This is a genomic window from Weizmannia acidilactici, assembly GCF_008974185.1.
Taxonomy (GTDB): domain Bacteria; phylum Bacillota; class Bacilli; order Bacillales; family Bacillaceae_C; genus Weizmannia; species Weizmannia acidilactici.
Window position 1 is genome coordinate 1 of sequence record NZ_BKZP01000016.1, and the last position, 20,621, is coordinate 20,621.

The 20,621-nt window shown below is 47.9% G+C and carries 20 protein-coding genes; 5 read left to right on the forward strand and 15 right to left on the reverse strand.

The annotated features are described in order from the left end of the window. On the forward strand, window positions 1–190 hold a 190-nt coding region (locus tag BpJC4_RS16320), incomplete at its 5' end, for a hypothetical protein (RefSeq protein WP_216643714.1). Between the two features lie 145 nt (window positions 191–335). Here BpJC4_RS16320 and BpJC4_RS08345 read toward each other — a convergent pair. The 6 genes from BpJC4_RS08345 to BpJC4_RS08375 form a co-directional block, all read right to left on the reverse strand. Further along, window positions 336–1,079 (reverse strand): SDR family NAD(P)-dependent oxidoreductase, encoded by a 744-nt coding sequence (locus tag BpJC4_RS08345; protein WP_151680417.1) that lies wholly within the window; start codon window positions 1,077–1,079, stop codon window positions 336–338. Window positions 1,080–1,332: 253 nt separating this feature from the next. Continuing rightward, the gene (gene cydC, locus BpJC4_RS08355; RefSeq protein ID WP_151680415.1) at window positions 1,333–3,063 is read right to left on the reverse strand and encodes a thiol reductant ABC exporter subunit CydC; all 1,731 of its coding nucleotides are present in this window, start codon (window positions 3,061–3,063) and stop codon (window positions 1,333–1,335) included. Next, the gene (gene cydD, locus BpJC4_RS08360; protein WP_151680414.1) at window positions 3,038–4,786 is read right to left on the reverse strand and encodes a thiol reductant ABC exporter subunit CydD; all 1,749 of its coding nucleotides are present in this window, start codon (window positions 4,784–4,786) and stop codon (window positions 3,038–3,040) included. Before cydD ends, cydC begins: the two co-directional genes overlap by 26 nt. Window positions 4,787–5,007: 221 nt before the next feature. After that, window positions 5,008–6,018, reverse strand: a complete 1,011-nt coding sequence (gene cydB, locus BpJC4_RS08365) for a cytochrome d ubiquinol oxidase subunit II (RefSeq protein WP_151697776.1) — start codon at window positions 6,016–6,018, stop codon at window positions 5,008–5,010. Next, entirely contained in the window at window positions 6,018–7,409 is a 1,392-nt protein-coding gene (locus BpJC4_RS08370; protein ID WP_151680412.1) for a cytochrome ubiquinol oxidase subunit I, read from the reverse strand. The genes cydB and BpJC4_RS08370 overlap by 1 nt, the downstream gene beginning before the upstream one ends. 444 nt (window positions 7,410–7,853) lie before the next feature. After that, window positions 7,854–8,081, reverse strand: a complete 228-nt coding sequence (locus BpJC4_RS08375) for a hypothetical protein (RefSeq protein WP_151680411.1) — start codon at window positions 8,079–8,081, stop codon at window positions 7,854–7,856. Between the two features lie 139 nt (window positions 8,082–8,220). Between BpJC4_RS08375 and pdaB the strand changes: the two genes are divergently transcribed. Next, window positions 8,221–8,967, forward strand: coding sequence for a polysaccharide deacetylase family sporulation protein PdaB (gene pdaB / locus BpJC4_RS08380; RefSeq protein ID WP_151697777.1), 747 nt, complete (start codon window positions 8,221–8,223; stop codon window positions 8,965–8,967). Window positions 8,968–9,024: 57 nt separating this feature from the next. Here pdaB and BpJC4_RS08385 read toward each other — a convergent pair whose 3' ends face one another. Further along, a complete protein-coding gene (locus tag BpJC4_RS08385) occupies window positions 9,025–9,645 on the reverse strand; it encodes a KinB-signaling pathway activation protein (protein WP_151680409.1) in 621 nt (206 codons plus the stop codon). Window positions 9,646–9,781: 136 nt separating this feature from the next. On the opposite strand from BpJC4_RS08385, the gene gerD reads away from it, so the two are divergent. Further along, on the forward strand, window positions 9,782–10,336 hold the full coding sequence (gene gerD / locus BpJC4_RS08390) for a spore germination lipoprotein GerD (protein WP_151680408.1): 555 nt from the start codon (window positions 9,782–9,784) through the stop codon (window positions 10,334–10,336). A gap of 49 nt (window positions 10,337–10,385) precedes the next feature. On the opposite strand, the gene salA is transcribed toward gerD, so the two are convergent. The 8 genes from salA to cysP all read right to left on the reverse strand — a co-directional run bounded on the left by salA (window position 10,386) and on the right by cysP (window position 19,008). Then, the gene (gene salA, locus BpJC4_RS08395) at window positions 10,386–11,438 is read right to left on the reverse strand and encodes an iron-sulfur carrier protein/transcriptional regulator SalA (RefSeq protein ID WP_151680407.1); all 1,053 of its coding nucleotides are present in this window, start codon (window positions 11,436–11,438) and stop codon (window positions 10,386–10,388) included. A 98-nt stretch (window positions 11,439–11,536) separates the two neighbouring features. Beyond that, window positions 11,537–12,247: an N-acetylmuramoyl-L-alanine amidase CwlD gene (cwlD, locus tag BpJC4_RS08400; RefSeq protein WP_151680406.1), complete on the reverse strand. Its 711-nt coding sequence runs from the start codon at window positions 12,245–12,247 to the stop codon at window positions 11,537–11,539. A 508-nt stretch (window positions 12,248–12,755) separates the two neighbouring features. Further along, window positions 12,756–13,199, reverse strand: coding sequence for a YbaK family protein (locus BpJC4_RS08405; RefSeq protein WP_151697778.1), 444 nt, complete (start codon window positions 13,197–13,199; stop codon window positions 12,756–12,758). Between the two features lie 232 nt (window positions 13,200–13,431). Further along, the gene (locus BpJC4_RS08410; protein ID WP_151697779.1) at window positions 13,432–14,877 is read right to left on the reverse strand and encodes an amino acid permease; all 1,446 of its coding nucleotides are present in this window, start codon (window positions 14,875–14,877) and stop codon (window positions 13,432–13,434) included. A gap of 208 nt (window positions 14,878–15,085) precedes the next feature. Next, on the reverse strand, window positions 15,086–15,706 hold the full coding sequence (gene cysC, locus BpJC4_RS08415; protein ID WP_151680403.1) for an adenylyl-sulfate kinase: 621 nt from the start codon (window positions 15,704–15,706) through the stop codon (window positions 15,086–15,088). Window positions 15,707–15,752: 46 nt separating this feature from the next. After that, a complete protein-coding gene (gene sat, locus BpJC4_RS08420) occupies window positions 15,753–16,910 on the reverse strand; it encodes a sulfate adenylyltransferase (protein WP_151680402.1) in 1,158 nt (385 codons plus the stop codon). A 96-nt stretch (window positions 16,911–17,006) separates the two neighbouring features. Further along, window positions 17,007–17,855 (reverse strand): sulfotransferase family protein, encoded by an 849-nt coding sequence (locus tag BpJC4_RS08425; RefSeq protein ID WP_216643715.1) that lies wholly within the window; start codon window positions 17,853–17,855, stop codon window positions 17,007–17,009. Window positions 17,856–17,922: 67 nt separating this feature from the next. After that, window positions 17,923–19,008 carry a sulfate permease gene (cysP, locus tag BpJC4_RS08430; RefSeq protein ID WP_503827296.1) on the reverse strand — a complete coding sequence of 362 codons (1,086 nt, stop codon included), beginning with the start codon at window positions 19,006–19,008 and terminating at the stop codon, window positions 17,923–17,925. A 283-nt stretch (window positions 19,009–19,291) separates the two neighbouring features. On the opposite strand from cysP, the gene BpJC4_RS08435 reads away from it, so the two are divergent. Together BpJC4_RS08435 and BpJC4_RS08445 are read left to right on the forward strand one after the other, a co-directional pair. Continuing rightward, the gene (locus BpJC4_RS08435) at window positions 19,292–19,525 is read left to right on the forward strand and encodes a hypothetical protein (protein ID WP_151680400.1); all 234 of its coding nucleotides are present in this window, start codon (window positions 19,292–19,294) and stop codon (window positions 19,523–19,525) included. Between the two features lie 418 nt (window positions 19,526–19,943). After that, window positions 19,944–20,603: a type 1 glutamine amidotransferase domain-containing protein gene (locus tag BpJC4_RS08445; RefSeq protein WP_151680399.1), complete on the forward strand. Its 660-nt coding sequence runs from the start codon at window positions 19,944–19,946 to the stop codon at window positions 20,601–20,603. The last annotated feature ends 18 nt before the right edge of the window (window positions 20,604–20,621 follow it).

Here is a 20,621-nt window from a genome sequence, read left to right on the forward strand (position 1 = left end):
ATGCCATCTATTTATGACAGCGGCTTTTTCATTATATCAAGATCCGACCAATTTGTCAACACTTTTTTATCTTGCCGTCTTCCCGTTGAAGCAGCGACGTTTACCAATATACCAAGATCACAACTTCGTGTCAACTACTTTTCCCGTTGCAAAAATTTTCGCTGTCGTGCGGGGAGGGAAACCGGAGTGATGCATTTCTATAATATATATTTGCGATTAGGGAGTTGTGCCACAATGTTTAAGTAAGCTGCGCTTCCGGAGCGTTCCCCTCCTGCATTGCCACTGTTCATCCTTCGTGAAAGGCTTTTTTCGTGCTTTACATATACAGTATGCCGTTATGAAAGGACAGCACCGCCGTCAATGACGATCGTTTGGCCGACAACACGGAAAGATAGGTCGGATGCAAGGTAGAGCATGACATTCGCCACTTCTTCCGGTTGTGTATAACGGCCGGTTGGCGCGGCTGCGGCCATTTGCTGCCTTGTTTGTTCGGCAGCCGCTGTATCTCCCCTTGCAAAACCGCCTTCAATTTTTCTCATCATTTCCGTATCCACAACACCCGGGCAGACCGCATTGACACGGACGCCGGACGGGGCTGCTTCAATGCCTGCGGTTTTCGTCATGCCGATGACCGCGTGTTTGCTGGCGCCGTATGCAACCATTTCCGATGTTCCGACCATACCGGCAACTGACGCCGTATTGACGATTACACCGCTTTTTTGCCTGATCATATGCGGCAGGACATATTTCATCCCCAGAAATACACCGCGAACATTAATGCCCATCAGTTTATCAAATACTTCTTCCGGATAGTCAACGAGCGGAATCATTTTCCCTTCCCATCCGGCATTGTTTAATAGAATATCAATTTTTCCGTAAGTATCGAGTGCGGCCCGTACATAACTTTGGACATCTTCCGATTTGGATACATCGGTTCGGACAAAAATCGCATCTCCGCCGATTTCGTGGATTCTTCTTACCGTTTCCTCACCCATTTCTTCGGATAGATCTGCGACAACGACTTTTGCTCCGCCCTCAGCGAGTTTTAAGCATGCTGCGCCCGATTCCCCCTCCGCCACCGGTTACGATTGCAACTTTGCCTATAAAGCCAAACGTTTGCATTGGAATCACCCCTCTCCAATTCGGTACACTTATAGTGTAGTATGTTGTGAAAAAGAACGAAATATTAACGCTTACAATAAATGTGTCAATTTCATGAAAAGGATGCCCCGCAACCATTGCCGAAACGATCCGATTCCCCGCCGCGGAAAAACGGAACGCACTGACGGCAAGCTCGTAACCAGTCCATACCCTGAAAAAAACGGGGTGGCCTTATCCCACCCCGTGGTCCATTTCATACAGCTGCCGGTAGCGCGCGTTTCCTGACATCAGTTCCGCGTGCGTGCCCTGCATTGCAATTTTTCCATCATCGAGAAAGATGATCTGATCCATTTTTTCAAGCCCTGTAAGATGGTGCGTAATCAAAAGCACCGTCTTGTCGTGCAAAACATCAAATATCGTATCGAGCAAATCTTTTTCCGTCAGCGGATCAAGCCCAACTGTCGGTTCATCCAGAATGACAATCGGCGTATTTTGCAGCAAAATCCGTGCAAGGGCAATTCTTTGCCGTTCACCGCCGGAAAAGCGCTGGCCGGTTTCCTCCATTTGCGTATGGATGCCGTTTGGAAGCGTGTCGATATAACGGCCGAGCTTCACCTGCCTGATCGCCGCTTCAATTTCTTCCACCGTGGCGTCCGCCCGCCCGAGGCCAACATTATTTTCCACCGTTGTCGCAAATAAATACGGTTTCTGGTTCAACACGCTGACCTGTTTGTGGATGGCTTCCCCGTAATCGGCCGGGGCGTGCCCGCCGATCGTAACCGTACCGCTGTCAGGTCTCAATGCCCCGACCAACAGGTGCAGAAGCGTCGATTTGCCGGCACCGCTTTTGCCAAGCAGCGCAATTTTCTGCCCGTGCGGGACGATGAGCGAGACATCCTTAAGCGCTGCTTCCTTTTCATTTTCGTAATAATACGTAACATGCTCGAGTCGGATATCTGCTTTCCCGCCGGTATCCAAAGGCATTTTTTCCCCCGGTTCTTCCGGCAAATACCCGCGGATCCCGTCAATCCGCTGCAACGATTCTTTGTATGTTGTAATCTTTTCAACCGCTGGCACAGCCGGGATCATCCCTTCTAATATCGGCAACGTGACGAGCGTGAAAGAAGCGATATACGTTGGGGCAATCTCTCCGTTCAAAGCGGCATGCCCCGCCCAAATGCCGACAAAAATTAAAATGGCGCCCGAGATGGCCTGCAGCTGGAACGTGCGCGAGTGGTTCCAATAAGACATCTTTTTCTCAATCTCGTGGCTTTTTCTGCTGTCCTCATAAAACTGTTTGAAAAACCGTTCTTTTTTCCCGCTGATGATCCAGTCGCGAATCCCAAATAAAGTGTCCGTCATTGTGCAGTACAGGATGCCTTGCGTTTCTTTCAGCTCAATTTGCCGTTTTTTCATGAGATACAATGATACAAGCGGATATACGAACACAATCACGCCTAAACAAACGGCAATCCACAAAGCAAACAGCCAGTCGAACACAGCCAGCACCACAGTCGAATACAGAAATAAAAATAATGCGGTAACCGTCGGGAAAATGGTGCGGATATAGGCATCCTGCAAATGTTCAATGTCATCGGCAAGCGTCCCGAGCAGATCGCCCGTCTGGAAGCGGGAGCGGATGAAAAGCGCCTGCGGTTCGAGCATTTCATACAGTTTGACGCGCATGTCGGCAAGAATTTTTAACACCGTATTATGCCCGGAAAGGCGTTCGAGATAACGGGCAACAGGCCGTGCGATTCCAAATGCGCGCACGCCGACAATCGGCACGTAAATCAACAGAATCGTCACCGGCATTTCCGAAGCCCTTGTAATTAGATACCCGGAAGTAAAGGTCAGCATGGAAGAAGCCAAAAAGGTGAGGATACCGAGCAGCACCGTTAATATCATAAGCCCCCTGTACTGCCGGATATATGGCTTAATATACTGATTGAAGTACTTCATTTTCCGCGCCTCCCCGCTGCGCCTCTACCAATTGGTAAAAGGCGCCTTTCTTTCGGTACAGTTCTTCGTATGTGCCGCATTCCGCAAGTTTGCCGCCGTCCATCACCAAAATCAGATCCATCTCTTTCACCCAATGCAGGCGGTGGGTGGCAAAAAAGACAAGCTTGTTTTCAAACAGCGGCAGCATCAACCGCTTGATCTCCTGTTCGGTTTCGATATCCAAATGAGCGGTCGGTTCATCCAAAAGCATCACCGGCCGCTCATCCAACAATGCGCGCGCCAACGCAATCCGCTGTTCTTCGCCGCCGCTTAATGCCCTTCCCCCCTGGCCGATCATCTCATCCAATCCGTTTGGTAAATTTGCGACCAATTCAGACAATCCTGCCGTCCGGACCGCTTCTTCAATTTTTTCAAGCGGCGCATCAGGTGCGTACCAAGCGATATTTTCGCGTACGCTTCCGGAAAAAATATACGGGTGCTGCGGGATATAGTTCACCTGCCGCTGCCATTCCGGGAATGACAGATGCGGAACCTCCATCCCGTCCAACTTGATGCGGCCCCTTTCAGGAGTGGAGAATCCGGACAACAAATCAATGAGCGTAGACTTACCGGAACCTGAAACGCCGATAATGCCGATTTTTTTAAACCCGCGGACGCTGAAATCGACATCATGCAAAATCGCCCGGTTTTCTTCCTCCGATCGTTTTTCAAGCCCTTCAGCCGACAAGATGCTGTTCTCATTCCAAGCCTTGATTGGGAAAGACAGGCCGGTTCCGAAATCTTCTTTTTCCGCAAGTAGGCGGTGGATTTTCTCGCCCGCTTCTTTCCCGTCCATTGTCGCATGGTAGTCGCTGCCAAGATCGCGGACCGGCATGAAATATTCCGGCGTCAAAATCAAAAGCGCCAAGGCTGGCTCAAAACCGATATGGCCGTTGATCAGCCTGAGCCCGAGTTCAACCGCCACGACCGCGACAGACAACGTTGAAAAAAAGTCCAATGAAAACGAAGATAAAAATGCGATCCGAAGTGTCCGGTTCGTGGCAATGCGGTATTTGTTGCTGACCTCCCATATCGCTTTTTTATGGCCTTTGCTCCGCCCTAAAAATTTTAGCGTCACAAGCCCCCTTAACGAATCGACGAAATGCCGGGAAAGCAGTTGGTACGTTTCCCATCTTGCGTCTTTCTGCTTTTGCGCGGCAAGCCCGAGCAAAATCAAAAATCCAATCAAAATCGGCATGACAAGCAGCAAAATGATGCCTGTTTCGATGTCTGTGAGGAAAAAATAGGCCAAGAGGACGGCAGGGATGCACATGCAGGAGATAAACCGCGGAATAAACAGCTCCAAATACGTACGGAATTGCGGAATGCCTTCCAGACAAAGCGTTACAAGATTCCCTGTACCGTGCCTGCTGATCGCGCGCGGCCCGATTCGAAAAAGCTTTTGTACAAGCAAGTTCTGGAAATGCAGGGATGTACGGTTGGCAAAGCGGAATGCAATCCGCGATTTCGCCCACTGCAAAAAATGCCTAACGATATGGGCGGCAAAAAAGATTCCGAACTCGGCCAGCGCTTCCTGCCACGGCGCCCCTTTATACAAATGGACAATCGCTTTGGCCAAATACACTGCCTGCACAATCACTGCGAATGACTGGACCAATGTCAGGCATCCGACCAAAAACATCGCCTGGATGCTTCCTTTATAATGCAACAAATGCTTATCCATCCGCACCAGCTCCTTGCCTGCACGCCAGGTGATGCCGGCATGCTTTTGATTGCGAAAATCCGCGCGAGCTTTCCCTAAAAGCCCTGTCATAAAATGAAAAGCACCCGGTTTGCCCGAAATCTGCTCCCCGGGTGGGTGGCGGGCGCGCTTTTTCGACCGCGTCCTAGTACATTTTTTACTTGCCCAGCAAAGCTTTGCCGGGCTTAACATTTTTCACATACTTAATAATGCAGCTCATGCGGCGTGACACGTTTCCGGAAAACGTAGTAACTCCAGATTGTATACGCCAGCACGATCGGTACCATTGTCAATGCCACAATCGTCATGACTTTCAATGAATATGGGCTGGACGAAGCTTTGTACAGCGTCAGGTTATTCACCACATCCGTTGAACTGATCAACACGTTCGGGAAGAGCGCGATGAAAAACGAAGCCGTGACAAGAATTAAAACCAGCCCGGTTACCGTGAAACTCAAGCCTTCTTTTTTATTCCGCAGCAGCGGGTACAAAGCAAGGTACAGCACGATCGCGACCGCATAGAGCGGAATTAAAATTGCTCCCCGTTTCACAAAGGCGCCTGTGAAAACCGCTGTTAGTATAGTAAACAGGATGACGACTGCACCGGCTGCGACATACATTTTCATCGCGGCTTTCCCGGCGCGCTCGCGGAGTTCGCCTTCCGTTTTCAGCGTGAGAAACATCAGACCGTGCAAGTAAACGAGGACAACAAAGGCAATACCGCCGACAATAGTGTAAAGGTTGACGATATCGAAAAATCCGGCATGCATCGTCATTGACTTGTCAATTGGCAGACCTTTAATGAGCCCCGAGAACAACACGCCGAGCAAAAACGGCGGCAGTATGCTCCCGAGGAAAATCGACCAATCCCATATATTCTTCCACTTGCTTGCTTGCAGCTTGCCGCGGAATTCAAATGCAACCCCCCTGGCAATCAACGCAAGCAAAAGGATAACAAATGCAAGGTAGTATCCGCTGAAAAGCGTTGCATACCAGTTCGGGAAAGCGGCAAACATTGCGCCCCCCGCCGTTAAGAGCCACACTTCATTGGCATCCCAGAACGGGCCGATCGTATTGATCAACACCCGCTTTTCCGTTTCATTTCTTGCGAGGAATTTCGTGCTCATGCCTACGCCGAAATCAAAACCTTCGAGAAATACAAACCCAGTAAACAATACACAAACGAGCACAAACCATAATTCATTTAACTGCATTATCCAACCCTCCTTGTATTGAAAGGATCCGTTGCAGTGATATCTTCCATCGGTTTTGCCTGCGGGCCCTGTTTAATAACGCGGATGAACAAGTAGGCCATTGCAACCGCCAAAAGCGTATAAACTAGCGAGAATGCAATAATCGAAAACAGGATCTCGCCGGCCGAAACATTCGGCGAAACGCCCGCGCTTGTTTTCATCAAGCCGTTGACGACCCAAGGTTGCCGCCCCATTTCAGACATGATCCAGCCGAACGAATTGCCGATCGTCGGGAGGAACATGACCGGGAACAGCCATTTCAGGAAACGCGTGCTGTTTTCGATTTTTTTCTTCCACACTAAATACAATCCGATCAGGCTGAACAAAATGAGGATGCCGCCTACCACGACCATAATTCTGAAACTCCAGAACGTTGTTTTGACAGGCGGGATATAGTTCCCTTCCCCGTATTCCTGCACGTATTCTTTTTGGAGCGTGTTCATACCCTTGACTTCCCCGGAAAATTTGCCGTAGGACAGATAGCTCAGTAAGTATGGGATTTCAACTTTATCCACCGATTTTTTATTTTTCGTATCAATGACAGCAAAAAGCGTCCATGGCGCAGGATCCCCGCTATTATTCCACAGACCTTCCGCCGCCGCCATTTTCATCGGCTGCACCCTGACCAGATAACGTGCCTGGTCATGGCCGGAAAACGCGAGGCCGATCCCGCCAATCAACCCGATGATCAGTGCAATGGAAACAGAGCGTTTAAAAAAGGCCACTTCTTTTTTCTTAATCAAGTTCCAAGCCGAAACGCCGGCAATGAAGAAAGCACCCGTTGCGAGGCTGCCAAAAATAATATGCGGATAGGCAACCTGTAATTTTTGGTTCAAAATCACAGCGGCAAAATCGTTCATTTCCGCGCGGCCGTTATGAATCGTATAGCCGGCCGGGTTTTGCATGAATGAGTTTGCGGCCATAATCCAGAGCGCCGACAGCATTGTCCCGATCGAAACAAGCCAGATGCAGGCAAGATGGAGTTTTTTCGGCAGCCTGTCCCAGCCGAAAATCCACAGGCCGATGAAAGTCGATTCCATGAAGAACGCTAGCAGCGCTTCAATCGCAAGCGGCGCGCCGAATACATCCCCGACAAACCTGGAGTAGCTCGACCAGTTCATCCCGAATTGGAATTCCTGGATGATCCCGGTGACAACACCGACCGCAAAATTGATGAGAAAAAAAGTTCCCCAAAACTTCGCCATTTTTCGGTAGATTTCTTTCTTTTTCACCAAATAAAGCGTTTGCATTACTGCGACAATAAAAGCCAAACCGATTGAAAGCGGCACGAAAATAAAGTGGAACAATGTCGTCGTTGCGAACTGGGCACGTGCCAATACTAACTCACTCATTTCCCAACATTCCCTCCTTATCCGTTTTCCGATACTTTATCATTACACTTATATTATATTTAATCTTTTTAAGGTACAGATAGGAGCTGTGTGACAAATTGTTTAAGATCATGTGAATATTATTTGACAATTTATTTTTGCAAAAATTTCCCTCCTGAAACCTATTGACTTTTTTCGGCAAACGTGAACAATAATCCAAACAGGGCTGCCCAAGTGGACTTTGGCAGCCCTGTTTGCTTAAAGTTTTGACTTTTACAATTTTTATAAAGACAAGTTGAACGGGGGTTTTTTATGGAAATGGTCTTCATCAACCCTGTAATGCGTTTCGGGCTTGATTTTTCCCTTGGAACGGCCTTTACAGTCATTTGAATGGCCCCTTGGAGATGTGCCTTGAAACAGGTGTATCCCAAAAGTTTGTGAACCGGCTTTTGAGACACCCTTCTTTTACCGTTCGTTTTCCCGCCTCGGGGGAATGGCGAATTGGGCATATTCGCTTTGGGGCGCCACTTTTGTCAGGAGCCTGAATAAGATCCGGTACCTTTCCTTCATCGCCCTCTTTACGGTCCGCTCGATCCTTTGGTCATTCAAGTCGTATAATATCTCTTCCATCTCCCTTTTTAATAAATACTGCAGTTCCAGCAGTTCATTTTCATGTACAACCAATCCTAACACCCGCATGCACCCTTTCTGTTCGTAGTAACACTATCTTTACCAAATATAAGGAAAATATCATGAAAACTTTTGATTGCATATTCCCGGAAATTTTGCGCATAAAATAAAACAAGCACTGTCTGTAACGGAGGGTTGACTGATGCATTCTACCGAGTCGCATACACGCAAATGGAAACAGTACCTTTTCATCATCGTTGTGTCCTTTTTTACCGCTGTATTTTTATATACCCAAATGCTGGCGCAAACTGCCGCTTTTTCAGCAAACGGTGCCCCAAAAGCGGTTTTTAAAGGGGAAAAGGGGATTGCGCTTACCTTTAATATCGGCTGGGGGGATGAAAAAGCCGTCCCAATCATTAAAACGCTGCAAAAAAACGGCGTGAAATCCGCTACATTTTTTCTATCAGGGGCTTGGGCCGAGCAACATCCCGATATTGTCCAAATGATCGAAAAAGCCGGGTATGAGATCGGGAGCCTCGGTTATGCGTACGTGGATTATACCGATACGGAGCCGAGCAAAGTGAGAAGCGATATGCTGAAGGCGCAGGAAGTGTTTAAAAAACTTGAAGTAAAAGACGTGAAACTCATCCGTTCCCCAACCGGCCATTTTGACAAAACGACATTGAAAATAGCCAACCAACTGGGGCTCACGGTTGTCCATTGGAGCATCAACACGAATGACTGGAAAAACCCGGGCACCGATAAAATCATCGAAAAAGCAAGTGAAGCAAAAAACGGCGACATCGTCCTGCTCCATGCTTCCGATGCCGCCAAACAAACGAACAAAGCCCTGCCAACCATCATCCGCAACCTGTCGCACGAAGGAAAATTCATCGCCGTCTCCGAAATGATCGCAAACGGCGAAACGAAAACGAAAGTAATACCATAACAGAAAACGGGGCCCCCTGCCAAAAAACCGGATGCCGACACGCAGCAATCCGGTTTTTTAATTTGCGGCCTTCATCGCTGCTTTCTGTTCCCTCTCTTTTTGGGAACGCTTTAAAAAATACGGAAGAACAAGGAGCTGGAAAGCATTGCAGATCAAAAGTGGAAAAAACATTAAATACAGCCATGATTGATTATTCACGCGCAAAGCCGGCACCCACTCCAATATCGTTGCCGCCACCATAAAAAACAGGGCGGGAATGAACGCACTTGCGCTTTTAGCCTGTTTTGCCTTGGCAAATGCAGCCGCCAAAGAAACAGCCAGGACCACCGCCGCGAACCAAAGCGATTGGTGGAAATCCGCCCGGAAATACACAAAATCAAACAGCACATAACAGGCTGCCACAAGCTGGATTGCCTGCCACACCATCCGCGAACGGAAAATATCGAGCCCAAGCTGGTGCACCGTTAAATAAGCAAAAAAGCCGACCTGGCTGACCAAGCTGAAAATCAACCCGACACCTGCAAACCAGAAAAACGCGCCGACGATCGATAACAGATCCATACGGGCAACATAAGGCTCCAGTTCCGGCCAGCGGATCAAAAACCCCAATATCCCGGACGACACCCCGCCGAGTGCGAGTACGGCAAAAAAGAAACGAACCCAATTCCGGCTTGTCAACGCCCATCCCCCTTTTATGCTTTTGTACTTAGATTGTACCAAATAATTGTTTGAAAAATCTAGCATTTACCCTCCCGCGCATAAAACGAAAAAATCTCCCCATATTAAAGATAGAATGAAGAAGGGAGCCAAAAGCATGAAGAAAATTATTGTTTTGCTCCTCATCCCCCTGTGCGCTGCCCTTGCCGCCTGCTCCGGCAATGCCGCAATGGGCGGGCAGACAGATTATAACCAGACGAAAAAAATGGTCATTGATATATTGAAAACCGACGAAGGCAAAAAAGCACTGCAAGATATCATCACGAGCGATGACATGAAAAAGAATCTTGTCATTGACCAGGCCTATGTCAAAGAAACGATCGAAAAAACGTTAACCTCCCAAAAAGGCATGGATTTTTGGAAAGAATCGATGAAAGACCCGAAATTTGCCGAAGCGGTTGCCAAAAGCATGAAAACCGAAAACAAAGCATTGCTGAAAAGTTTAATGAAAGATCCGGATTACCAGGCAATGATGATCGACGTTTTAAAAGATCCGGTTTATGAAAAAGAAGTGCGCAATATGCTGAAAAGCAAAGAGATGCGGAAAACAATGCAAAGTGTTGTGGTCGACACGTTTAATGATCCTTTATTTAAAGCGAAAATGGAGGACAGTTTACGGAAAGCCGCCAAAGAAACGGACGGGAAAAAATGAAGCTGCCGGAAAAAGCGGTGGGATGCTGCCCCACCGCTTTGCAATATGTTTATTTTTTCAGTTTATCGACAATCTTCCGGGCTATTTCCGTATAAATTTTGCCGATGCGGTGATCTTCGGCATAAATGGACGGCGCAAAATCATGCTCATTCCAATCCGGCTGCTGAAGCGGCAGTTGTCCAAGCAGTTCCGTCCGCAGCTCCTCGGCCAATTTTTCCCCGCCGCCGCGGCCGAACACATACTCGCGTTCCCCGGTAACCTTGCTTTCAAAATAAGACATATTTTCAATGACACCCAATAAATTGTGTTCCGTCCGCAATGCCATCGCCCCTGCCCTTGCGGCAACAAAAGCGGCTGTCGGGTGCGGGGTTGTCACGATGATCTCATTGCAGCGCGGCAGCATCGAATGGATATCGAGTGCAACATCCCCGGTTCCAGGCGGCAAATCAAGGAGCAGGTAATCCAAGTCCCCCCACTCCACTTCATTGAAGAAATTGTTCAGCATTTTGCCGAGCATCGGGCCGCGCCAAATGACCGGCGCATTATCTTCGACAAAGAAACCCATTGAAATGACTTTTACCCCGAACCGTTCGACCGGGATGATTTTTTCGCCGCGGACAACCGGGCGCTGCATAATGCCCATCATATCCGGCACGCTGAATCCGTATATATCGGCATCAATCAGGCCGACCTTTTTCCCAAGACGGGCGAGGGCAACCGCCAAATTCACGGATACGGTTGATTTTCCGACACCGCCTTTGCCGCTTGCGATCGCGATAAATTCAGTTTTGGCGGAGCCAAGCGGATTTGGGTTGTCTTCCTTCAGCAGATCCCGGAACTGGTCAAGCGTTTCTTTCGGAAGCTCGCCAAAACGGATGCCGACCGTGTTGGCGCCGATTCCCTTCAGTGCTTTTACAATCGCCATCTGCAATTGCAGCTGTTCCCTCGTGCCGGTTTTCGCAATGGCGACTTTTACGCTGACATGCTGGATTTCCTCTTTGATTTTGATTTCGACAATCCCTTTTGTTTCTTCCAGCGTTTTATGTAAAAAAGGATCTTCAAACCCTTTTATCGCATCATACACTTGTTGTTCCGTCAACATTTTTCACACCATCCTTGAATGAAGTCGTTTCCAGCCTGAATCCAGTATACCATAATTTGACGATTTTATGGACTGGATCGGCTTGCTGGATGGCGCCGTCATTTTAAATCTTTTTCTTTCGTAAAGTACCGCATAATCCCTTCATAAATGGATGCGGCCACTTTTGTCTGGTATTCGTCGGATTTCAGTTGCTGACGTTCTTCCGGATTGGAAAGGAAACCGATTTCAACAAGACAGCCCGGTTTTTTCGCATGTTTTAACAGGTATACATTGGACAATGTTTTCGAAACCCTCGTTGTATTTTCAAGGTTCCGTATCAATTCAGCCTGGATGAAAGTTGCAATTCTTTTGTTCTCGACCATGCTTGGGAAGTAAAATGTCTGTGCGCCGCGCCACTGGGATTGCGGAATTGCATTTAAATGGATGCTGATAAACAGATCAGCTTCCGATTGGTTAATGAGGGAAAGCCGCTTTCTTAAATCTTCCACTTTGCGCCGGCTGTAGCCTCTTGTTTCATTATCGGCCAGGTCGGTGTCCGTTTCGCGCGTCATGATGACAAGCGCCCCCTGCTGCTGCAGGTAATCTTTGATTTTGCTGGCGACATTTAAGGCGACATCTTTTTCCAGCACCTCATCGCCGGTTGCGCCGCCGTCCGGACCGCCGTGCCCCGGATCCAAATAAATGATTTTTCCGGAAAGCGGCAAATTCCATGGGCGCCATGTATCTTTTTGGAAAAATTCAAACTGCAGAAGCAAAAATAAAAGGGCGGCCCCGAGCAAAAACCCCGCGATTTTGATCTTCCGTTTCATCTCAATCTCCCTCTCCTTGTCCTTACTGATAGTTATGGGACAAGAAAGGAAAATAGAACTTTTTTAAGGTTGGAACTCAAACGGTTTCCCGTTTTACTGTGGAAAATCTCTCTTTCTCAGCGGAAGTTGGCAAAACATCAGCAGTAATTTAAAAATATCGGCAGAAAAGAACTGCAGCGGAAATCGTATCTCCCGCCCGCATCTGTCTTGAAAAATTTATCAGCGAAAAAGCTTCCTTTATCAGCGGAACCTTTCGGAAAATCAGCGGAATTCCGAAAAAAATCGGCGGGTCGATCTTTTTAGAGAGAACTGCCTTGGAATTAGACTTTAAATTCATATGCCTTCTCCCTTTATTTGCTGTTAGAAAATCGGTATCAGCGAAAAAACTTTCTTTATCGGCGAAACTTGTCGGATAATCGGCGTTAATCCGAAAAATATCAGCGGAATTCCGAAAAAAATCGGCGGGCCGGCAACAAACTTAGAGGGGGCCGCCTATAGCCGGCCCCCCCTAATGAAGCCGCAGTTTCCGCCTTTGTTCGCCTTTTTTAAAGCCGTACGTCCACCAGTAGTCGGTAAACTGTTCGCATGTATAATAAATCGATTCCTGCATGGTATCTTTGCCGAACGTCCAGTAGAGCCAGAAGTTGTAAAGTGTATCCGTAATATGTTTTAACTCGGTTTCACACCGTTTTTTGGCCTGCTCCAACGGTTCGCCGTAGTAGCCGAAGCGGCTGTAGTGGCCGCCCAATAAATATGCCTCGATGGCCACATCATAGCAGCCTTCTTCGACGCTCTGCTCCATCCGGGCTCCCCCGTTGATCCGGAATGAATCAAAATGGGATTGAAAGCTTTTTTTCAAAGCTTCGATCGGGAGCTCCCGGAGCAGATTGCGTTCATATCTGATTTGCCTCTCCCGTCTTTTTGCAGACAGGGTGGTAATGACTTCATGCATCTATACCCACTCCTTATGGGTATTGTTCAACGAATGCCGGGCGAGCATACCATATAATGATTTCCAACCCAACAGCGCGGAAAATGCGTGGATATATAGGATTAATTCGCGGATAAATAAAACAGGCGTATTTTAAGTTTACATAACATCCCGCTGTATAAGGACTGTACTCCTTCTTCCAACTCAAATTCATCCCATTTTTATAGAACAGTGCCCTTTTGTGCCCTTTTTCTCATTCGAATTCCTGCAAATCGATCCGACATGCTTTTAGCGGCACAACTTTTGTCCGCTTTGCAATTTTATAGTCGAGCCACATGATGACAAACAACGGAATGCCCAAGTATGCCGCGAGTGCGCTCATCCAATCGATTTGGCCGCCGAGGAACGCCTGGTAATCCTGCGCCAAAATGACGATCAGTCCGACAACAAGGGCAAAGATCGGGCCAAACGGATACCATTTGGCATGGAAAGGCAGCTCCTCGACCGAGTGCCCTTGCGCAATATACGCTTTCCGGAAGCGGTAGTGGCTGGCGGCAATCCCGAGCCAGAAAATAAAGCCCGTGACACTGGCTGCGTTTAATAGCCAAATGTAAATGGCGCCGTCCCCAAAGACAGATGCCAAAAATGCGAGTGCGCCGACAATCGTTGTGGCCACGAGCGCCGCAACTGGCACGCCGCGTTTATTGAGCCTAGCGAAAAACTTCGGGGCCTGCCCTTCTTTTGCCATCGCATATAGAATTCTCGTCGAAGCATACAAGCTTGAATTGCCCGCCGATAATACGGCCGTTAAAATGACTGCATTCATGAGCGAAGCCGCAAATGCGAGCCCGGCTTTTTTAAAGACGAGTGTAAACGGGCTCACCATAATGTTTGTGCTCTGCAATGTTTTTGTCGTATAAGGGATGACCAGCCCGATGACAAGAATAGCCAGCACATAAAACAAAAGGATCCGCCAAAACACGCTTCTGATCGCTTTCGGTACATTTTTGCGCGGATCTTCGCTTTCCCCTGCTGCGACGCCGACAATTTCCGTCCCCTGGAAAGAGAACCCTGCCGTAATAAAGACGCCGAGTGCGGCAAGCGCCCCGCCATGGAAAGGCGCATCCCCAACCGTAAAGTTTTTAAAACCGATTGCGTTGCCTCCCATAATACCGAATATCATCAAGGTGCCGACCACGATAAAAATGATAATCGTGGCCACTTTAATAAAGGAGAACCAATATTCCCCTTCGCCGTAGCCTTTGACGGAAAGGATGTTCAGCAGAAAAATGACAAGCAAAAACAGGCCGCTCCACATCCAAGAAGGGCTGTGTGGAAACCAGAATTTCATGACGAGCGTGGATGCCGAAAGTTCCGCAGCCAAGGTGATCGCCCAGCTGTACCAGTAGTTCCATCCGAGCGCAAAGCCGAGCGCCGGATCAATAAAGCGGGTCGCATATGTACTGAATGCGCCGCTTGTCGGCATAAAAGATGCCAGTTCCCCGAGGCTTGTCATAATAAAATAAACCATTACACCGATAACCAAATAGGCGAGCAGTGCACCCCCCGGGCCCGCCTGGTAAATGGCGGCGCCGCTTCCGAGAAACAGTCCTGTCCCAATTGAACCGCCGAGCGAAATCATGGTGAGATGCCGCGCCTTTAAACTCCGGTTAAGCCCGGAATCTTGTTTCGTATCCATCAGGAACACCTCCATTTCGTTTGTTCCCTGTTAACAGCATATCTCCACGTTTTTCACAGGATAAAAGCACAACGTCCATACAATAGCACAAAAATTTTCGGTTGAAAATAGATTTTTGCATATTTCCAGCATTTTAATGCATATTTTTACACCGCCAATTAAAAAACATGCAGCAGAGGAACATGCTGCATGCCGTGGTACAGCCGGATTAAAGACGGACCGGCTGCTTTTCAATATAATCGTTTTCCTCCAAATATTGGATAACCTGTTTGACGGAATCTTCCAAAGGTTGTTGATTCGTGTCTACAACGAGTTCCGGGCATTCAGGCGCTTCATAAGGCGCGTCAATACCGGTAAAGTTTTTAATTTCACCGCTGCGTGCCTTTTTGTACAAGCCTTTCGGATCCCTGTTTTCGCACACTTCCAGCGGGCATTTCACATAAATTTCGACAAACTCACGGCCTTCCACCAGTTCACGGACCATGTCCCGGTCTGCCTGGTACGGCGAAATAAATGCGGTCAGTACCATAATGCCTGCATCTACGAACAGTTTTGACACTTCGCCGATGCGGCGGATGTTTTCTTTCCGGTCTTCCGGGGAAAATCCGAGATTTTTGTTTAAACCGTGGCGGATGTTATCCCCGTCCAGAATGTAGGTACGGATCCCCCGTTTGTGGAGCTCATGTTCCACGGCAACAGACAAAGTCGATTTCCCCGAGCCGGATAAACCGGTAAACCAAAGGATGGCGCTTCCATGCCCGTTCAACTTCCGGCGGTCTTCCTTTTTGACTTTGGCTTCGTGCCACGTAATATTGGTCGCTTTCGCCATGCGATTGGATTTCCTCCTTTTTACTTAATAGAAAAAATTTTCAAGGTCATCTTTCTTGCGCTTTCATGCCCCTGATCAATACTTCGGCAACTTCCGGGCGCGAGAATTCTTTTGGCGGTTTTTGGCCCGCGCGCAGCATTTCACGCACTTTTGTCCCGCTCAAATGAATATGGTCTTCTTTGCCGTGCGGGCAAGTTTTTGTCGTCGCCATGTTGCCGCATTTTGTGCAGTAAAAGGCATGTTCAAATTTTAATATCGTAATGTCGAGCTCATGTTCCACGGTGCTGATTAATTCCTGCGCCTCATATGTACCGTAATAGTCGCCCACGCCGGCATGGTCACGCCCAACAATGAAATGGGTGCATCCGTAATTTTTGCGGACAAGCGCATGGAGAATCGCTTCCCTTGGCCCCGCATAACGCATGGCGGCAGGATAAATGACAAGGCGTACGCGGTCTTTCGGATAGTAATTTTTCAAAATCACTTCATAACTTTCCATCCGGATGTCGGCCGGGATATCGTCGCTTTTCGTCTCACCGACAAGCGGGTTCAACAGCAGGCCGTCCACAATTTCAAGTGCGCTTTTTTGGATATATTCATGTGCGCGGTGCACAGGGTTGCGCGTCTGGAAGCCGACAATCGTTTTCCAGCCGAGAGATGCGAACATTTCCCGCGTTTCTTTCGGATCCTTATAATAGGCTGCAAATTGGTCGTGGTTCGGGCGGTTGAGCAGCGTAATCGGGCCTGCGAGATACACGCCGCCGTTTTCATACAGGCGCTTGACCCCTGGATGCGCCGCATCGGTTGTGCCATACACAAGCTCTGCTTCCCGTTCTTTATCAACCGTATACTTTTCTTCCAGTTGGAGCGTGCCGTAAATGACGCCGTCCGCACCTTTCAATGTAATCGTTTCGCCGATTGCAAACCTTTCCGCTTCTTCTTCCGTGACGGGAAGCGTGATCGGGATGCTCCAGACCAGTCCGTTTGCAAGGCGCATGTTTTCAACGACACTTTCGTAATCCCTCTGGCCCATAAAACCGGTCAACGGGCTGAACCCCCCAATGGCGATCAGTTCCAAATCGGAAATGCTCCAGTCGGAAACGACCAGTGTCTGATTTTTTTTTGCTTGTTTCAAAGCCTCCGCACTTTTGTCTTCGCGGTTCACCAAAACACCGCCATGCGGGACGCTCGTTGCAAATGCCATGTTCCAAAATTCCTCCACTCATGAATATTTTTCCTATAAAAAAGATAGGATTAATGTTTATACTCTATTTTAACATTAAACAGACTATTTTGGCAGTTATTTTTTTTCCGGTTTTGGAGGATCACGGTGCAACACACCATAATCATTCAAATAATCCTGATACAGCTTTTCAACCCGCTCATGGTATGCTTTAGACTGGAAGACTTCCTGGGATTTGGTCCCTTCAAGGGCGAGCAAATATAAATCTTTGACATCCTGGGTAACATCCCCATGATTTATAAAGTCCTCCAAACTCGTGTTGCTGTTGCTTGTTTGCAATTTCGGATCAATAAAAGATTCAATTTTGCATTTCAGTTCCGCCTCGTCTTCCGGCCACGGCAGATCGAGTGTCGTGGAAATTTTGCGCAGGCACTCCAGTGTATGATTGAAAAGTTCTTCATACGACACAATCATCCGCTTTAAGCCGTATGTATCCCGGATGGAAAACAACGTACGCAACTGCCATTGCCTCAGCGCCCATGTTTCATCGCGGTTCCACGCCCTGACATTTGAAGCCACAACATCAATCGGGTTGCGGACAACAATCACACAGTTTGGTTCTACGCGTAAATCTGCCAGTATATCTTTCCATAATGCGAGATAATCATTGGTGCGCGGGTCTTTCCACGCCCAGACTTCTTTGTCTTTGAACTGCTCGTACACGTAATCCTTTATTTTATTTTTGATCGGCACCACTTGAGGGCTATTTTCATAGCCTTCCGGTGACGGCCTGAAGCGCAAAACCGCCCCTAATTGTTTATGGAGATGAATAATGGTTTCATTTTCAAAATAGCCTTTCGGGTTGATCTTTTTATTCGGGCCGAGCATTTTATCGTTCCCAAGGTCCACTCCCATAAAATTTAAACAGCGGGTGAGGACGGATGTGCCTGAACGGCCGTTTCCCAAAATCAGCACCGCCCTATTATGCATTCTCTTTTTTCGGAAAAAATTCAAAAAACTGGACATCTTTTCCCTACCTTTCAGCATTGTATTGTTTTTTTAATTTGACTTTGGTTGATTTTTTGCTTAACACTGCCCGGGTTACCGGCATCCTGAAACTGGCGAGGCCGATTGTGGCAATGAAAACACTCCCGACTAAAATGATGGAATAAAAATCAAAATCAATAAAAATTTTTACAAGATTATAGGAGATGACGAGTGAAAAACACGGCGAGATCAACCAAATTTTCAGCAACCGTACGGTGATCTTTTTTTCAAAAATGCGCAGCCCCTTTTTTGACATACCGATTCCAAGAATGCTGCATGTCGTGATTTGCGTTTGCGGCACCGGAAGCCCAAGATGCGAGGCGATGATCACCAAAGTGCCGCCAAGCCCCGATACAGCACTCCCTTCCAACAACCTTATCTCGGTAATTTTCTTTCCGTTCGTTTCCAGTACCCGGCTGCCAAGTAAAAGTGCGCCACATGCGACAAACAGCCCGCCAATCCAAATTCCTTCCCGCACGCTCATCAGTCCTGCCGCAACAATCGGCCCTACCGCATTGGCGACATTGTTCATGCCGGCAGAAACAGCTTCCGTAAGCCCTGTGGCAATAACGAAAAACGGCAGGATCCTTTTCCAACTTTTATTAACGGCAAACTTTTTTGCAGCTGTGACAAGCCGCCCAACGCAAAAAGCGAGCAGGAATGCAATAATTGGTACCGCAATCCAATAGAACACAATCGTTAAAATACTTTTTACAAAAAGTACTTTGTATGCGATTCCGACACCTACAATCGCACCCACGGTCACTTCGCTTGTCGATAAAGGAACAGCGGCCATATTGGCAATAAACAGAGAAAGTGTGGCAGCAGCAAGAATGATGATGGCAACAGGCACCGAAATCATATGTTCCGGCACAATATCCGAGCCGAGCGTTTTCACAACTTCCCCGCCTCCGGATACCGCCCCGAGCAAGATGCCTGCAGCGCACATAAATAATGCCACCCTTTTGCTCACCGCTCCCGAACCATATGCAATTCCCATAGAAGCAGCTGCTCCGCTTGCCCCGATATTCATGGCAAACAGTAACGCGACCGCCCATGCAATATACGCCACCTGTAACAGCTCCCAACTTGGTGCAGACGATGATTCTTTACATGATAAGATCTGCCCCGTTTCTTTATATTTTGGCCCCTGAATATACAGTCCGGTTCGTGACCATTTGCACATTCCCGGGCGCATTTTTTAAATGCAGCCGCTGTTTGTTATCCTCATCAACCATCATAAAAATAGAATCTTAAAAAAGAATTAATAAATGGCTTGCGGAAGGACCATGCCTGTTTACCGCTTTTGAATACGGGATATAGGATTTTACTACTGTTGAAAGGAAGCGTTTTGGATGAAACGATTTAGCCGACCAGTTATTTTTACCATACTGGCAGCCATTGTAACCGCAATTGTGCCGACCCGCCCATCGGCTGCTTCCGGAAAAGGAATGATCATTGTCCAATCTTTTTATGGCATGAAAATCGATTATATCCATGAGCATAAAAAAGAACTGCCGAATTTATATAAAATGATGAAAAAAGGGACCGATGCCAAAGATATCACAGCTGTTTACCTTGTATTCTGAAAAATAAACCGGAGCGACCGTACGAGGCAGTCATCAAGACACAAAGCAAAAAAAGCGAATGGTTCCACCATCCGTACGCCGGCGATGTGACCCTTGTTGCCGCGAGGGGGTACATGATGATTCCGATTTCCATGCGCCGTCCGAACCCGGGAACCACGGTGGCAATTCGAAAAGAAGCGATTTGCGCACATTCCTGCTTGTGTACGGGAAGGGCATCCCGCTTAAACGGGGCATATGTTTGACATCGCCCCGACAATTTATGGCATGATGGGCGTACCGGAGCCTTCATTGGCGGACGGGAAGACGATCAGGGAATTGGTGCAATGATCAGATCATTGTTTCACGGGGAAACCCGCTGGTATAATGAACCCCGCAGCAGAAAAAATATATTATGATGCATTTTTAAGGAGGGGCTAAGATGTCCAAAAAGATTTTAATGGTCGTTACAAACCATACGCAGATTACCTATGACCACAAAACCGGCCTTTGGCTTGAAGAATTTGCGGTGCCTTATTTAGTGTTCAAAGAAAAAGGCTACGATGTGACAGTAACCAGCATTAAAGGTGGGGAAGTCGCACTCGATCCGAACAGCATCAATGAAAGAAAACCGGAGTGGAAAGAAGCCGAAGCGGAATTGAAAAATACCGAAAAGCTGACAAAAGAACATGCAGAAGGTTATGATGCCGTATTCCTGCCAGGCGGCCACGGCACGATGTTCGATTTTCCAAACAGTGAAGTATTGCAATACGTATTGCAGCAATTTGCGGAAGAAGGCAAAGTGATCGGCGCGGTATGCCACGGTCCTTCCGGGCTGGTGAATGTTACATACAAAGACGGCACACCGATCGTAAAAGGAAAGAAAGTAACCTCTTTCACCGACAGCGAAGAAAAAGAAATGCAGCTCGACCAACATATGCCGTTCTTATTGGAATCGAAACTGCGTGAAAAAGGCGCCGACTTCGAGGTGAGCCCGAACTGGACGGACCACTCCATCCGCGACGGCAACCTGGTCACCGGCCAAAACCCGCAATCGAGCAAAAGCACCGCGGAAAAAGTCGTGGAAGCGTTGGGAGATTGAAAATAAGGGGAATCCTGC